At 61.6% G+C, this 14,709-nt stretch carries 16 protein-coding genes; 6 read left to right on the forward strand and 10 right to left on the reverse strand.

Features of this window, described 5'->3' with window-relative positions; translation table 11 throughout:
• Nucleotides 1-302 (forward strand): DUF72 domain-containing protein (locus EN925_RS04565; RefSeq protein WP_128336371.1); only part of this gene is annotated, 302 nt, incomplete at its 5' end.
• A 115-nt stretch (nt 303-417) separates the two neighbouring features.
• A complete protein-coding gene (locus EN925_RS04570) occupies nt 418-1,569 on the forward strand; it encodes a GGDEF domain-containing protein (RefSeq protein ID WP_013531843.1) in 1,152 nt (383 codons plus the stop codon).
• A gap of 44 nt (nt 1,570-1,613) precedes the next feature.
• Here the strand turns inward: EN925_RS04570 and EN925_RS04575 are convergent, their stop codons facing one another.
• The 6 genes from EN925_RS04575 to urtA all read right to left on the reverse strand — a co-directional run bounded on the left by EN925_RS04575 (nt 1,614) and on the right by urtA (nt 7,828).
• Nucleotides 1,614-1,790: a hypothetical protein gene (locus tag EN925_RS04575; protein WP_013531844.1), complete on the reverse strand. Its 177-nt coding sequence runs from the start codon at nt 1,788-1,790 to the stop codon at nt 1,614-1,616.
• A gap of 269 nt (nt 1,791-2,059) precedes the next feature.
• Complete coding sequence (gene urtE / locus EN925_RS04580; RefSeq protein ID WP_013531845.1) at nt 2,060-2,755, reverse strand: urea ABC transporter ATP-binding subunit UrtE; 696 nt, start codon at nt 2,753-2,755, stop codon at nt 2,060-2,062.
• A 69-nt stretch (nt 2,756-2,824) separates the two neighbouring features.
• Nucleotides 2,825-3,571 (reverse strand): urea ABC transporter ATP-binding protein UrtD, encoded by a 747-nt coding sequence (urtD, locus tag EN925_RS04585; protein ID WP_013531846.1) that lies wholly within the window; start codon nt 3,569-3,571, stop codon nt 2,825-2,827.
• Between the two features lie 6 nt (nt 3,572-3,577).
• Nucleotides 3,578-4,810 (reverse strand): urea ABC transporter permease subunit UrtC, encoded by a 1,233-nt coding sequence (urtC, locus tag EN925_RS04590; protein ID WP_027161511.1) that lies wholly within the window; start codon nt 4,808-4,810, stop codon nt 3,578-3,580.
• A complete protein-coding gene (gene urtB, locus EN925_RS04595) occupies nt 4,807-6,420 on the reverse strand; it encodes an urea ABC transporter permease subunit UrtB (protein WP_127385405.1) in 1,614 nt (537 codons plus the stop codon). The genes urtC and urtB overlap by 4 nt, the downstream gene beginning before the upstream one ends.
• Before the next feature lie 97 nt (nt 6,421-6,517).
• A complete protein-coding gene (urtA, locus tag EN925_RS04600; RefSeq protein WP_013531849.1) occupies nt 6,518-7,828 on the reverse strand; it encodes an urea ABC transporter substrate-binding protein in 1,311 nt (436 codons plus the stop codon).
• Between the two features lie 312 nt (nt 7,829-8,140).
• Between urtA and EN925_RS04605 the strand changes: the two genes are divergently transcribed.
• Complete coding sequence (locus EN925_RS04605) at nt 8,141-8,554, forward strand: hypothetical protein (RefSeq protein WP_027161509.1); 414 nt, start codon at nt 8,141-8,143, stop codon at nt 8,552-8,554.
• Nucleotides 8,555-8,618: 64 nt separating this feature from the next.
• Here EN925_RS04605 and EN925_RS04610 read toward each other — a convergent pair whose 3' ends face one another.
• The 3 genes from EN925_RS04610 to EN925_RS04620 form a co-directional block, all read right to left on the reverse strand.
• The gene (locus EN925_RS04610; RefSeq protein ID WP_127385404.1) at nt 8,619-10,190 is read right to left on the reverse strand and encodes a GMC family oxidoreductase; all 1,572 of its coding nucleotides are present in this window, start codon (nt 10,188-10,190) and stop codon (nt 8,619-8,621) included.
• A 46-nt stretch (nt 10,191-10,236) separates the two neighbouring features.
• Nucleotides 10,237-10,767 (reverse strand): hypothetical protein, encoded by a 531-nt coding sequence (locus tag EN925_RS04615; RefSeq protein ID WP_024503522.1) that lies wholly within the window; start codon nt 10,765-10,767, stop codon nt 10,237-10,239.
• Between the two features lie 81 nt (nt 10,768-10,848).
• Complete coding sequence (locus EN925_RS04620; protein ID WP_027161507.1) at nt 10,849-11,244, reverse strand: VOC family protein; 396 nt, start codon at nt 11,242-11,244, stop codon at nt 10,849-10,851.
• 207 nt (nt 11,245-11,451) lie between these two features.
• Here EN925_RS04620 and EN925_RS04625 point away from each other — a divergent pair, with 207 nt between their 5' ends.
• A complete protein-coding gene (locus tag EN925_RS04625; RefSeq protein ID WP_063167926.1) occupies nt 11,452-11,757 on the forward strand; it encodes a ribbon-helix-helix domain-containing protein in 306 nt (101 codons plus the stop codon).
• A gap of 10 nt (nt 11,758-11,767) precedes the next feature.
• On the opposite strand, the gene EN925_RS04630 is transcribed toward EN925_RS04625, so the two are convergent.
• Complete coding sequence (locus EN925_RS04630) at nt 11,768-12,205, reverse strand: VOC family protein (RefSeq protein WP_024503525.1); 438 nt, start codon at nt 12,203-12,205, stop codon at nt 11,768-11,770.
• A 588-nt stretch (nt 12,206-12,793) separates the two neighbouring features.
• Here EN925_RS04630 and EN925_RS04635 point away from each other — a divergent pair.
• Together EN925_RS04635 and EN925_RS04640 are read left to right on the forward strand one after the other, a co-directional pair.
• Nucleotides 12,794-13,420, forward strand: a complete 627-nt coding sequence (locus EN925_RS04635; RefSeq protein ID WP_224619294.1) for a gluconate 2-dehydrogenase subunit 3 family protein — start codon at nt 12,794-12,796, stop codon at nt 13,418-13,420.
• Between the two features lie 2 nt (nt 13,421-13,422).
• Nucleotides 13,423-14,709, forward strand: a 1,287-nt coding sequence (locus EN925_RS04640) for a GMC family oxidoreductase (RefSeq protein ID WP_164894134.1), incomplete at its 3' end; no start/stop codon positions are given.

Here is a 14,709-nt window from a genome sequence, read left to right on the forward strand (position 1 = left end):
ATGCCAAATATCCTGATATCGCCGACATCACCGCCGATTTCGTCTACGCCCGACTGCAGACCGGCAGCGATGACAATCCCGACTGCTATACGCCGAAAGGCCTCGATGAATGGGCCGCGCGGGTAAAGACCTGGGCGCAAGGCAAGCAGCCGGCCGACCTGCGGCGCGCCGACCCCGCCACCGATGCGCCGGTCAAGCCGCGCGACGTGTTCGTTTACTTCATCACCGAGGGCAAGGTGCGCGCGCCGTTCGGCGCCATGGCACTGATGAAGCGAGTGGACCAGGGTCAACCGGTGCCCTGACGCAGCGGAATCATGGCATCTTCGCCACCGTCGTAACCTTATCGATACCTCCTTGCTGCATGAATCCAGCCAGACCAGTCGCAGATCTGGGCCGCCACGGGCAAGGACGAGGGGCATGTCGCTCGACTACACTTCACTTCTCCTGGCTGTCGGTTTTTCCGCGGCCTGCCTGAGCCTGACATTGTTCGGCATGTGGCTGACCGCTCGCTCGGAGAAATTCCTGCTGACATGGGCGATCAGCCTGGTGTTCGTGGTCGGCGATATTTTTGTCTATGACGCTTATATCGACATGCCCGGGCGCCTGCTGGGCATCGCCACGCTGGCTTTCCTCCTGCTCGGTTTCTCGACAATGCTGGGCGCGGCCTACCAGTTTAGAACCGGCGGCTCGCCAGTGCCCCGAACTGTACTTGGCAGCGCCATTTCGCTGGCCGTGACGTTGCCTCCCATGGCTCTAGGCTATGACGGGCTGGGCTTCATGTTCGAAAATGCCTTCGCCGCCTTGCTTCTGTTCGCAACGGCGGTCGAATACTGGAAGGGCCGCGACGAAGCCCCTGCCCTGACGATCGGTATCACCGCGCTCTATTCTGCCACGGCCGCATCCTTCGCTCTCTGCGCCATGGTTTTAGCCTTGGATGGAAAGCTGGTCCTTGGACATGCGCCAAGCAACTGGGCCGAGGAACTGAGCCTCATCATCGTCATCGCCAGCATGACCGGGATTGGAGCGCTTTCCCTGGCCCTGAATCAGGGACGCTTGGCCCGGCATCACCGCCACAATGCCCTGACCGACCCGCTGACCGGCCTGCTCAACCGCCGCGCCCTGTTCGACCTGCACGGCGATGCGCCGGTCGGCGCCTTCACGGCGGTGGTCGTCTTCGATCTCGACAACTTCAAGGCCATCAACGACGAATTCGGCCACGCCGCCGGTGATGAAGTGCTGAGGGTGTTTGCACGGGAACTCGCCAGCAATCGCCGCCCGGCCGACGTCGCCGCGCGCATGGGCGGCGAGGAGTTCGCGCTGGTGCTGAAGCGGACCTTGCCCGAAACGGTGGAGGCCACCGCCGAGGCCATACGGGCAGCTTTCGCCGCGCACCGCATCGAAACCGAGACAGGCTCGCTGATATGCACCGTCAGTGCCGGATTTGCTTTCGGCACCAAGGAAGGCCTCGGCTTCGACAAGGTGCTCAACGCCGCCGACAAGGCGCTCTACGACGCCAAGCGCGGAGGCCGTAACCGCGTCACCGCGTCTCCGTTCAGGCGCGCAAGCTAATCGCGCAACACCGGCCTCTGATCGTGGGGAGACGAATGCGGCTCCTAGGCCGCCATGACAATCTCATTGAAGGTATCGAGATCGACATAGAAGACCTTGGTGATCTCCTCGATCAGATCGTCGTAGTCGCAGCCCTGTGATCTCAAGATATTGATGGCAGCGATGATGTCGACGCGTTCGGTAAGCCGCCGCTTCTGGTAATCCTCGACGTAACGTTCCATGGCTGTCCTTTAGCCTGTGTGCCCAAACGCGTTTGAACGACAGAGATCGCAGGAGGGAAGCTAGGCAGCCTTGCTTGCGTGAAACTTGCCCGGCATTGGCCGTGGTCCTCGATCTGCGATAACCAGACTGATACGGAAGCGGCCGACTCACAAAGCCATGGAAAAGACTAGCACGCGATATTGAGCGTGCCAGAGACGCAGGTGATCGGATGGAGAAATATTGGACTTGGCAAGAACTTCGGATCGCCAACTGAAGTTCACCGCCAATTCTAGACGGTAAGGAACTTCCGCACATCAGCCCGGTCTAAATCTTCAGCCGGGCCGGTATGGACGATCACGCCCCGGTCCATGATGTTGACCTCGTCGGCGAGCTCGCGGCAGAAATCGAGATATTGTTCGACCAAAAGCACGGCGATGCCCGCCTGGTCGCGCAGATAGCGGATGGCGCGGCCGATGTCCTTAATGATCGACGGCTGTATGCCCTCGGTCGGTTCATCGAGCACGAGCAGTTTCGGCCGCATCACCAGCGCCCGCCCGATGGCGAGCTGTTGCTGCTGGCCGCCGGAAAGATCGCCGCCGCGACGGCCGAGCATCTGCTTCAGCACAGGGAACAATTCGAAGACATGCGCCGGAATGTTGCGGTCGGCTCGCCTCAGCGGCGCAAAGCCTGATTCCAGGTTCTCCCGCACGGTGAGCAGCGGAAAGACCTCCCTGCCCTGCGGTACGAATGCGATGCCCGACCGGGCGCGGTCATACGCCGCGCTCCGGTCGAGCGCCTTCCCCTCGAAGGCAACGCTTCCGCTCGTCAGCCGGTGGTGGCCGACGATCGATCTCATCAAACTGGTCTTGCCGACGCCGTTGCGGCCGAGCACGCAGGTGATCTTGCCGGCGCCCGCCTTCAGCGATACGCCGCGCAGCGCCTGGGCGGCGCCGTAGTGCAGCGTGGCATTGGAAACTTCGAGCATGTCAGCGCCGTCTCCAGAACCTGAGAAACGACAGATCGAAGTGATGGAACTGAACCCGCCAGACCATGCTCATCTCCCCAGATAGACTTCGACGACACGCTCGTCGGCCGACACGAAATCGAGTGTGCCTTCCGAGAGCACCGAGCCCTCGTGCAGGCAGGTGACCTTGACGCCGAGCTCGCGCACGAAATGCATGTCGTGCTCGACGACGATGACCGAATGGTCGCGGGCGATATCCTTGAGCAGCCGCGCGGTTTCCTCGGTCTCGGCATCGGTCATGCCGGCGACCGGCTCGTCAACCAGAAGCAGTTTCGGGTCCTGCGCCAAGAGCATGCCGATCTCCAGCCACTGCTTTTGCCCATGGCTGAGATTGGCCGCCAGTTCGTCACGCTTGTCGCCAAGCCGGATGATGCCGAGGATGTCATCGATCTGCCGCGTCTCGGCGGCCGAGCGGCGGTGAAACAGCGCCGGGAAGATCGAGCGAGGACCCTTCAGCGCCAGCATCAGGTTTTCCTCGATCGTGTGGCTTTCGAAGACGGTCGGCTTCTGAAATTTACGGCCAATGCCCATCATTGCGATCTCGGCCTCGTCGTGCTTGGTCAGATCGACTTGGCCGTCGAAGAACACTTCGCCCTCGTCGGGCCGCGTCTTGCCGGTGACGATGTCCATCATCGTCGTCTTGCCGGCGCCGTTGGGGCCGATGATGGCGCGCATCTCGCCCTTGTCGAGCACCAGCGACAGATTGTTGATGGCGCGAAAGCCGTCGAAGGAGACCGAGACGCCGTCGAGATAAAGGATCGTGTTCGACTTTGACATGGTCGCTCACTCCGCCGGCTGTGGTTCGGGGTTGCTGGCGGACCAGTCACCTGGCTTTCTTGCTTCACTGCGAACGATTTTCGCCGGCGGCGAGACATCGGCATCGGTGCCGGCTTCCTCGGCAATCGAAGCAGCTCGCAACGCCTTGGCGTTGCCGCGCCAGCTGTCCCACATGCCGATGATGCCCTTGGGCAGCAAAAGCGTGACGGCGACGAATAGTCCACCCAGTGCAAACAGCCAGAACTCCGGCAGTACGCCGGTGAACCAGGATTTTCCGGCATTGACCAGCAACGCACCGATGATCGGCCCGACAATGGTGCCGCGCCCGCCGACAGCCGCCCAGACGACGACTTCAATCGAATTGGCCGGCTCGAATTCACCAGGGTTGATGATGCCGACCTGCGGCACGTAGAGCGCACCGGCTATGCCGGCCATGACGGCCGAGACGGTGAAGGCGAACAGTTTCACGTTCTCCGCCCGCCAGCCGAGAAAGCGCGTGCGGCTCTCGGCATCGCGTACCGCCATCAAGAGCTTGCCGTATTTTGAGCCGACGATCGCCCAGGTGACGAAGACGGCAAGTGCCAGCATCACCGCGCTGGCGGCAAACAGCGCCGAGCGCGTCGCGTCGGCCTGCACGTTGAAGCCCAGAATATCCTTGAAATCGGTCAGGCCGTTGTTGCCGCCGAACCCCATATCGTTGCGGAAAAAGGCAAGCAGCAGCGCATACGTCATCGCCTGGGTAATGATGGAGAGATAAACGCCGGTGACGCGGCTGCGGAAGGCGAACCAGCCGAAGACGAAAGCCAGCAGGCCAGGCACCGCGAGCACCATGAGGCCGGCGAACCAGAAATGGTCGAAGCCATACCAGAACCATGGCAGTTCCTTGTAGTTCAGGAACACCATGAAGTCGGGCAGGACGGGATTGCCATAGACGCCGCGCGAGCCGATCTGACGCATCAGATACATGCCCATTGCATAGCCGCCGAGCGCGAAGAAGGCGCCGTGGCCGAGCGAAAGGATGCCGCAATAGCCCCAGACCAGGTCGAGCGCCAAGGCAAGCAGCGCATAGCAGAGATATTTGCCGGTCAGCGCGACGATGTAGGATGGGATGTAGAAGGCGCTGGTAGGAGACACCGCAAGGTTGAGCAACGGCACGATGACGGCCACCGCCAGCAGGATGGAGATCGTAATGGCGATGCGGCGGTCCGCGCCGGCGGCAAAGAAGCGTCCCGTGATCATGCTTCCACCGCCCTCCCCTTGAGCGCGAACAGGCCGCGCGGGCGTTTCTGGATGAACAGGATGATCAGCACCAGCACGACGATCTTGCCGAGCACCGCGCCCGCATAAGGCTCGAGGAACTTGTTGACGATGCCGAGCGAGAAGGCGCCGACCAGCGTGCCCCACAGATTACCGACGCCGCCGAAGACAACGACCATGAAGCTGTCGATGATGTACCCGCGGCCGAGATTGGGCGAGACGTTGTCGATCTGGCTCAGCGCGACGCCGGCAATGCCGGCAATGCCGGAGCCGAGCGCGAAGGTCAGCGCGTCGACCCACGGCGTCCTGATGCCCATCGAGGCAGCCATGCGCCGGTTGGCGGTGACGGCGCGCATCTGCAGGCCCCAGGGCGTGCGCTTCATCACGTAGAGCAGGATGCCGAAGACAGCGAGCGCGAAAACCAGGATCCACAGGCGGTTCCAGGTGATCGCCAACTGTCCGACATTGAACGAGCCCGACATCCAGGATGGGTTGCCGACCTCTTGGTTGGTCGGCCCGAAGATTGAGCGCACGGCCTGTTGCAGGATCAGCGAGACGCCCCATGTCGCCAGCAGCGTTTCAAGCGGCCGGCCATAGAGGAAGCGGATGACACCGCGCTCGATGATCAGGCCAACCAGGGCCGCGACGAGAAACGCGAGCGGCAGTGCGATGACCAGCGACCAGTCGAACAGGTCCGGGAAGGATGTACGGATCACCTGCTGGACGACGAAGGTCGTGTAGGCGCCGAGCATTACCATCTCGCCATGCGCCATGTTGATGACGCCCATGACGCCGAACGTGATGGCGAGGCCGATTGCCGCCAGCAGCAGCACCGAGCCCAGCGAGATGCCGTACCAGACGTTCTGCCCGGCGTCCCAGAAGGCCAGCGTCGAATTGATGTTGGCGATCGCGGCTGTCGCCGCTTGCCTAACCGCGTCGGTGGAATTCGCCACGACCGAAGTGAGCAGCGAAACAGCATCGCGATCGCCCCGTGCCCCGATAAGCGCGATGGCGGCGAGCTTGTCGGCTTCGGGCCGATCCGAGACAAGAACTGACGCGGCACGGGCCTGTTCGAGCAGAGCCTTGACGCTGGCCACGGCCTCACCGGCGATCGCCGTATCGAGGGGGGCGATATTTGCGGCGTCAGGTGTCTTGAACATGGTGTCGGCGGCGGCGATGCGAACAGCCGGATCCTTGGCGCCGAGCGTCAGCGTGCCCAACGCATCGCGGATGACGCGACGCAGCGTGTTGTTGACCTTGATCTTGGTGATGCCGTCCTTGGCCGCCTCACCCGATGCCTCCCCGCTCAACGGGTCGGAAAGCTGGACGCTCTCGCCCGCTTCCTTGCCGACAAACACCAGGGAATCGGCCTTGCGGACATAGAGGTTGCCGTCGGCAAGTGCCGCAAGCGGCCGCTCCACCGCCGGGTCGCCAGCGGCTGCCAGTTCGTGGACGACGGCTCCGATCTCGGAAAAGCCCTTGGCCGTGGCGAATTTGGCGATGATGCCGCGCAGATCGGTTTCGCCAGCGCCCGATGACGACAGTGTCGCCAGCAGGAACAACAGCATCAAACCCGTGCGGATTAAGGTCATCGGTTTCTGGTAACCCCTGAAGGTTGAAGTGGGCGTCCGGACGGCGGAGGAAGCCGTCCGGACGCGCGCGGTCTGACTGGGTCAGCCCTGGGAGGGATCAGTTCGTGCCCTTGCCGCCGCACTTGCCGGTGGCAACATTAAAGTTGCCGCAGGACAGAGGCGCGCGCCAATCCGAGATCAGGTCCTTGGAATCAGGCAGATAGTCGGACCATTCGTCGCCCATCACCAGGCCCGGCGTGCGCGACACGGTCTCGAACTGGCCGTCGGCCTGGATTTCGCCGATCAGCACCGGCTTGGTGATGTGGTGGTTCGGCATCATCGTCGAATAGCCGCCGGTCAGGTTCGGCACCGACACGCCGATCATGGCGTCGATGACCTTGTCCGGATCGGTGGTGCCGGCCTTCTCGACCGCCTTCACCCACATGTTGAAGCCGATATAATGGGCCTCCATCGGGTCGTTGGTGGTGCGCTTGTCGTTCTTGATGAACTTGTGCCAGTCGGCGATGAACTTCTTGTTCTCGGGCGTATCGATGCTCTCGAAATAGTTCCAGGCGGCGAGATGGCCGACCAGCGGCGCGGTGTCGAGACCTGCAAGCTCTTCCTCGCCGACCGAGAAGGCCATGACCGGAATGTCCTCGGCCTTGATGCCCTGGTTGCCGAGTTCCTTGTAGAACGGCACGTTGGCGTCGCCGTTGACGGTCGAGACGACGGCGGTCTTCTTGCCGGCCGAACCGAACTTCTTGATCGCCGAAACCTCGGTCTGCCAGTCGGAGAAGCCGAACGGCGTGTAATTGACCATGATGTCTTCAGCCGCCACACCCTTGGCCTTCAGATAGGCCTCGAGGATCTTGTTGGTGGTGCGCGGATAGACGTAGTCGGTGCCTTCCAGCACCCAGCGCTTAACCGAACCGCCGTCCTCGCTCATCAGATAGTCGACCGCCGGGATCGCCTGCTGGTTCGGCGCCGCACCCGTGTAGAACACGTTGCGCTCGCTCTCCTCGCCCTCATACTGGACCGGATAGAACAGGATGTTGTCGAGTTCGGAGAACACCGGCAGCACCGATTTGCGCGACACCGAGGTCCAGCAGCCGAACACCGCCGCAACCTTGTCCTTGGAGATCAGTTCGCGCGCCTTTTCGGCAAACAGCGGCCAGTTGGAAGCCGGATCGACGACGACCGCCTCGAGCTTCTTGCCGAGCAGGCCGCCCTTGGCGTTCTGCTCGTCGATGAGCATCAGCATGGCGTCCTTCAGTGTCGTCTCCGAAATCGCCATGGTCCCCGAGAGCGAATGGAGAATGCCGACCTTGATCGTGTCGTCGGCGGCCTTGGCCGGAGCCGACATCAACAGGCCGGCGGCGACCGCACCAGCCGAAAACATTTTTGTTATTGTCGAGAAATTACCCCTCATATTACGGACTCCCAAGCTAGTTGATTGCACTGCAACACTACAATGCAACCCCCATGCCAACCGCTCCAGCGATCCCGAAAGGGTACAAATAGTTCATAGATATCAGCGCCTTGGATATAGCGGCTTCCAAAACAAAGAGAGCCGGCCAGAAATCGATTGAGGGAAATTTGCGCAGCTTACACAGTTTTTGCCTAATTTTCGCTCATTCTCTGAGGCTGCCTAGATTTTGATCTCAATAGCGGCGCCTTGGGCGACCGATGTTGCGGCGCGGTGCAAAAATAGGGCAAGCTCGCTCTTCAAACGAGCGACGTCATGATTTCAGGGATTTCACGCTTTTTCATCGGCATACTGCTTCTGGCCGCAGCAACCGGAGCCGCGCGAGCCGATTTCAGCGATGGCAAGATGCCTGACGGCACCTATCATTGCGAAGTGTACCTGCTTGGCATGTTCCTCAGCCTCGGCGACATCACCATTAAGGGGAACGTCTACAGCGGCCCTGTCTACACCAGCCTCGGCGTCTTCGGCCCCGCTCAGCAAGGGTACAACTACCAAATGGATGCGAACGGCGTGATTTCCTGGCTGGGACCACTGGGCGGCTACACCGCCGGCGGCAACTCGCTGTCGCTGACCCAGGCGACGCTGGACGGCGAAACCGTGCCCTCCTTCGACATCATCATGAAGCAACCCGACGGCGCCTTCACCGCATCGACCTGCACCAAGCAATAAGGCGGCAAGAAAAAGGCGCGGAACCTTGCGGGTTCCGCGCCAGCAGTCCGTCGGGAGGATGTGACTAGATCGTCTTTGCCGACATCTGCGCGGCGATGTAGTCGGCCTGGCGGATCGCCAGCGACACGATCGTCAGGGTCGGGTTTTCAGCGGCCCCGGTAGTGAACTGGCTGCCGTCCGACACGAACAGGTTCTTGATGTCGTGCGCCTGGCCGTGCTTGTTGACGACCCCGTCTTCCGCTTTCTCGCTCATCCGGTTGGTGCCGAGATTGTGAGTCGACGGATAGGGTGGCGTCGGGAAGGTGCGGGTGGCGCCGACCGCATCGTAAAGTGCCGTAGCCTGTTTGTAGGCGTGGTTACGCATCGCCGTGTCGTTCGGATGGTCGTCGAAATGCACGTCGGCGATCGGCATGCCGTGCGCGTCCTTCTCGTCTGCATGCAGCGTGATGCGGTTCTCCGCGCGCGGCATGTCCTCACCGACGATCCACAGGCCGGCCATGTGGTCGTAGTGATCGAGTGCGGTGGTGAACGAGCGCCCCCAGGCGCCCGGATCGAGGAATGCGGCCATGAACGGCAGGCCGAGCGACAGCGTCTCGAACTCGTAGCCGCCCACGAACCCACGCGACGGATCATGCCGCGCCTCGTCGCGGATGATGCCGGCCATGGTGGTGCCGCGATACATATGCACCGGCCTGTCGAAGATGGCATAGACCGAGCCGGTGGTGTGGCGCATGTAGTTCTTGCCGACCTGGCCCGACGAGTTGGCAAGCCCATCGGGGAATTTTCCCGACGCCGAATTGAGCAGCAGCCTTGGGCTCTCGATCGAGTTGCCGGCAACCGCGACGATGCGCGCCTTCTGCTCCTGCAGCTTGCCGTCCTTGTCGGCGTAGACGACGCCGGTCACCTTTCCGCTGGCGTCGTGGTTGATCTTGATCGCCATGGCATTCGGCCTGACTTCGAGATGGCCTGTCGCCTCGCCCTTGGGGATCTCGGTGTAGAGCGTCGACCATTTGGCGCCCCATTTACAGCCCTGGAAGCAGAAGCCGGTTTGCTGGCAGGAATTACGATCGTCGCGATCGACCGAGTTGATGGCCATGTTGCCGGTGTGGCATTCCTTGTAGCCGAGCTTGTCGGCGCCGGCCTTCAACACCTTGAAATTGTTGTTGCCCGGCAGCCGCGGCCAGTCATTGGTGCCGGTGACGCCCATCTTGGCCTCGGCCTTGGCGTAGTAGGGCTCCATCTCGGCCAGCGTGATCGGCCAATCGAGCAGGTTGGCGCCTTCCAGTTTGCCATAGGTCGAGAGCGTCTTGAACTCGTGCTCCTGGAAGCGCAGCGAGGCTCCCGCCCAATGCGTGGTCGAACCGCCGACCGACTTGACGACCCAGGCCGGCAGGTTCGGAAAATCCTTTGCCACGCGCCAGTCGCCGGACGTGGTGCGCTTGTCGGTCCAGGCGAGCTGGGCGAACGAACCCCACTCGTCATTGACGAAATCCTCGTATTCGTGGCGCGCGCCGGCTTCCAGGATGACGACGTCGACACCCTTCTGGGCAAGTTCGTTGCCGAGCGTGCCGCCGCCGGCGCCCGAACCGATGATGACGACCACGCCGTCGTTGTTCAGATCAAATGAAGCTGCCATGGTTTCCTCCCATGATTTCTGTTTGCGGGTTCAGGAACGACGGGGCTCAGAGCCACTCGATGTCGTCGAAACCGCGCGCGATGTAGCCGCCCTTGGAATAGGACTCGCCCTCGTAGCCGAAGATCGGCCACACCTCTTTCTGGTTGTAGAGGCCGACCACAAGGCCGCCTCTGATGGCCTGGAAAAACGGCGTCGCCTCGATCTGCTTCAGCATCGCGACCCGCTGGTCCTCCCAGCCAAGGCCGCGATAGCCGCCGCCACCGGATTTCTTGTCGAGGTCGGCGATGCCATCCTCGAGCATCGCCTTGTAGGCGGCGTCCTTGCCGGCCTGCTCGTCATGACCTTTCACGGCAATGGCGTAGTATTTGTCCGGCACCTGATCGTGCGGATAGATGTCGCGCGCCATCTGGATCAGCGTCGCCATGGTTTCGGGCTTGAGTGCCGATGTCTCGAGCCCCCAGGCATGTTCAGGACTGATGACGGCGCTACCGGAGATGACGAGCAGCGCGCCGATGCCGCCGCGTTTGAGAAGCTCGCGACGTGAAAGCCCGGGCTTCGCGTCATAGATCGTGACCATTTTATTCCTCCCTGCTTGCTATGTGCACTGTTGAGAGTGCGTTTGCTGGCGCCGCACCTGCCGGCGCGACTGCTATGTCTCCTATTGGAAGCGACCTCCGCGCTGCAGAACCTCGATCTTGTAGCCGTCGGGGTCCTCGATGAAGAAAAAGCGGGCGATCAGCGATCCGTCGCGGTTGAACTCGACGATCTTCTTCGGATTCAGGCCAAGCGCACCGAGACGGTCATGTTCGCTGTCGAGGTCGGCGACGGAGACAGCGAAGTGACCGTAGCCGTCGCCGAGCCCGTAAGCTTCCTGCCGATCCTTGTTCACGGTCAGTTCGAGCTCGAACCCTGCCTCGGCATTGCTGAGGTAAAGGAGCGTGAACGTCTCGAAATCCAGCCTGTCGGCGACATTGAGCCCGAAGGCGTTTCTGTAGAAATCGACCGATCGGGTCTCGTCGAGAACCCGGATCATACTGTGGATCGCCTTGGCCAAATTAGTCTCCGCGCTGGTGTGGAGGCGATTATGCGCGGCGCGGACAAAAGGTGGTGGCAGCCGGTTACCACGCCCGCAGCCGCGAACGGGACGAAAGTCCGATTGCCGGACCGGCAATTTTGCCCGAGAATACGTGTGGGGACAGGTCAAGCAGTATCAAACTGCACGCCGTCCACCCAAGACCAACAATCATGGGAGGTTTGTCGGATGTGCAGGGTGTTTGCGGGCCAGGACCCCGAAGGCTATCGCCAGATCAACCGCTCGATTCGCATCGACGGTCACTCGACCAGCATCCAGCTCGAAGCGACGTTCTGGGCGTTGCTTGACGAGATCGCCGAAAACCAGAACCTGACGACGCCGAAATTCATCTCCAAGCTCTATGACGAAGCCATAGAGATCAACGGCGCCATCCCGAACTTTGCGTCGATGCTGCGCACCACCTGCGCGCTCTATCTGCGCGGCCATCGGCCGGGGATGGATGAGCAGATGGTGCCGAAGCGGCAGGCCGCTTAGCGCATTGCGCTCAGCTTAGTTCTTGCGCGAGCCCTATGAGAAGCCCTCCGGGCCCTCGAATGTAGCAGAGCCGATACACGTCTCTATACTGGACAACTTCGCCTTCGAGCCGCGCACCGCGATTGCGGAGCCTTTCAAGCGTCCCGTCAATGTCGTCCACGGCGAACATGACGCGGAGGTAGCCGAGGGCGTTAACCGGGGCGTTGCGGTGATCCGAGACGACAGGCGGCGTGAGGAAGCGGGACAGTTCGAGCCGGCTGTGGCCGTCCGGCGTCCGCATCATGGCAATCTCGACGCGTTGATCGCCCAGTCCAGTGACACGTCCGGCCCATTCTCCTTCGATCGTGGCCCGCCCTTCGAGCTCAAGGCCGAGCTCGCCAAAGAAACCAATCGTCTCTTCGAGGTCATCGACGACGATTCCTATGTTGTCCATCCGTTTGAGCGCCATGTGTTCAGTCTACAAGGCGTCGTCCAGGTCGTAAACTCATTAGGCTGCTTGCCAGCTGAGCAGGTATGATCAAGGGGTCCGAAACGCCTCGTGATACGTCGCGGTGGCGCCCTGGTGTCGACCACTACCTCGAACGCCAGCCGGTCTGTGGCTGTCCCTGATTCATGCCTGATGGCACGATGCTGTTTCTATCGGTCCAGTATCCGGCCGCGTATGCCAGGACGCTCTGCAAGAGGCGACGCTGCAGCCCAAGTTCCGGGCGAAAACCGGCTTCCAACAGCACAAGCAGACCTGGTCGACAGTAGACCAAACCCTCGCTAACGATTTTGTGATGTGGTTGACGAGGTCATTTTCATCTCGCAGTCTATCGGCATTCGATCTGCGGCTTAACCTAACTATCGTTGTCATGAATACTTGGGCATCACTTCCCAAGCGCGCTCTCTTATTTTTGAGATTCCTAATATGAACCGTCGCAACCCTGTCCGAATGAATCGGCGTCTTTTCCTGTCCTCGGTCGCAATGTTTACGGCAACCGCGACATCGGCCGGTTTTGCGCGATCGTTCTCGGGCACTTTGCCCTGGACGCCAATGGCATCCGATCCACCGACGCAGGTCGTGGCAGGCGGCTGGCACTTTTTCTCGGCCCAGGAAGCAGCCCTAGTCGAGGCGATCGTCGACCGCATCATTCCGGCCGACGAGCTCAGCATGGGCGGCAAGGAAGCCGGTTGCGCCGTCTATATCGACAGGCAGTTGATGGGGGCGTTCGGTGCGTCGAGCCGGCTTTACACGCAAGGCCCGTTTCTGCCTGGACTGCCCACCCAGGGCTATCAGGGCGAGGCCAATCCGGCGCAGCGTTACCGCACCGGGCTTGCCGCCATCGACGCTTTCCTGAAACAGCGGGACGGCAAGACATTCGTCGAGCTCGCACCGGCCGAACAGGATGCCTTCCTGACGGCTATGGAGGCCGGGAAGGTCGACCTGCCCAATGGCGTCAAGGGGCCGGGTTTCTTCGGGCTTCTGCTGCAGAACACCATGGAGGGGTTCTTTGCCGACCCCGTCTATGGCGGCAACAAGGACATGGTCTCGTGGCGCATGCTTGGTTTTCCAGGCGCCCGCTACGACTACCGCGACCATGTCAGCAAACACAATCAGCCATATCCGCAGCCGCCTGTCTCGATCATCGGGCGCCCCGAATGGCTCGGCAAAGGCGCCTGATCATGACCAAGATACTGCCTCGCAAAGACGTCGTGATCGTCGGCCTCGGCTGGACGGGATCCATTCTGGCCCACGAATTGACCGATCAGGGCCTGGACGTGGTGGCTATAGAACGCGGCCCCTGGCGCGATACGGCAACCGATTTCAACATCGGCTACGCGCAGGATGAGTTGCGCTACAGCATCCGGCGCGACCTCTTCCTGCAGCCCGCCTTGGAAACCATGACGGTGCGCAACGACCCGTCGCAGAAGGCGCTGCCGATGCGCGATTTCGGCTCCTTCCTCCCCGGCAACGGCGTCGGCGGCGCCGGCGTCCACTGGAACGGCCACACCTGGCGGTTCTGGGATTCAGACTTTCAGATAAAGACCAATCTGACCAAGAAATATGGTGCATCGAGAATCGCCGATCTCCAGGTCGAGGACTGGGGCGTGACCGGCGCGGAGATGGAGCCCTATTACGACCAGTTCGAGTATCTGGCAGGCATCTCGGGCAAGGCCGGCAATATCAAGGGGCAGTTGCAGGAAGGCGGCAATCCGTTCGAGGATCCAAGGTCGCGGGATTATCCGAACCCGCCGATGCAGATGACCTACGCGCCAACCCTGTTCGCCGAGGTCGGCCGGTCGATCGGCCTGCATCCCTTCCCGACCCCATCCGCCAACATGTCGCGGGCCTATGTCAACCCGCTCGGCATCGCCATGGGTCAATGCACCTATTGCGGATTCTGCGAACGCTTCGGCTGTGCCAACTATTCGAAGTCGAGCGCCCAGACCACCGTCCTTCCGGTGCTGATGAAGAAGTCCAATTTCGAAGTCCGCACCGACAGCGAGGTACTGCATGTCGATCTGGCTCCCGGAGGCAAGTCGGCGCGCGGCGTGACCTACGTCGATACCTCAGGCGAGGAGTACTTCCAGCCGGCCGATCTGGTGCTGCTGTGCGCCTACGGCCTGCACAATGCCCGGCTGATGATGCTGTCCGGCATCGGCAAGATCTACGACCCCGGCAGCGGCGAAGGAACGGTTGGGCGCAATTACTGCTACCAGACAAACGCCGGCGTGCAGGTGTTCTTCGACGACAAGAACTTCAACCCGTTCATCGCCGCAGGCGCGCTCGGCCAGACGATCGACGATTACAATGGTGACGCGTTCGACCACGGCGCGCTGGACTTCGTCGGCGGTGCGGGCATCAACTGCATTCCCACCAACGGGCGCCCGATCGGAACCAGGCCGACCCTGCCCGGCACGCCGAAATGGGGCAGCGCCTGGAAGAAGGCAACGGTCGAGGGCTACAAG

It is taken from the genome of Mesorhizobium sp. M7A.F.Ca.US.006.04.2.1, assembly GCF_004022915.1.
Taxonomy (GTDB): Bacteria; Pseudomonadota; Alphaproteobacteria; order Rhizobiales; family Rhizobiaceae; genus Mesorhizobium; species Mesorhizobium ciceri.

Coding starts and splice junctions, on each gene's coding strand:
- EN925_RS04575 (WP_013531844.1), bottom strand. CDS start 1,790: ATGGAACGTTACGTCGAGGATTACCAGAAGCGGCGGCTTACCGAACGC.
- urtB (WP_127385405.1), bottom strand. CDS start 6,420: ATGACCTTAATCCGCACGGGTTTGATGCTGTTGTTCCTGCTGGCGACA.
- EN925_RS04570 (WP_013531843.1), top strand. CDS start 418: ATGTCGCTCGACTACACTTCACTTCTCCTGGCTGTCGGTTTTTCCGCG.
- urtC (WP_027161511.1), bottom strand. CDS start 4,810: ATGATCACGGGACGCTTCTTTGCCGCCGGCGCGGACCGCCGCATCGCC.
- EN925_RS04630 (WP_024503525.1), bottom strand. CDS start 12,205: ATGGCGCTCAAACGGATGGACAACATAGGAATCGTCGTCGATGACCTC.
- EN925_RS04605 (WP_027161509.1), top strand. CDS start 8,141: ATGATTTCAGGGATTTCACGCTTTTTCATCGGCATACTGCTTCTGGCC.
- EN925_RS04610 (WP_127385404.1), bottom strand. CDS start 10,190: ATGGCAGCTTCATTTGATCTGAACAACGACGGCGTGGTCGTCATCATC.
- urtA (WP_013531849.1), bottom strand. CDS start 7,828: ATGAGGGGTAATTTCTCGACAATAACAAAAATGTTTTCGGCTGGTGCG.
- EN925_RS04615 (WP_024503522.1), bottom strand. CDS start 10,767: ATGGTCACGATCTATGACGCGAAGCCCGGGCTTTCACGTCGCGAGCTT.
- EN925_RS04635 (WP_224619294.1), top strand. CDS start 12,794: ATGGCATCCGATCCACCGACGCAGGTCGTGGCAGGCGGCTGGCACTTT.
- EN925_RS04625 (WP_063167926.1), top strand. CDS start 11,452: ATGTGCAGGGTGTTTGCGGGCCAGGACCCCGAAGGCTATCGCCAGATC.
- urtE (WP_013531845.1), bottom strand. CDS start 2,755: ATGCTCGAAGTTTCCAATGCCACGCTGCACTACGGCGCCGCCCAGGCG.
- urtD (WP_013531846.1), bottom strand. CDS start 3,571: ATGTCAAAGTCGAACACGATCCTTTATCTCGACGGCGTCTCGGTCTCC.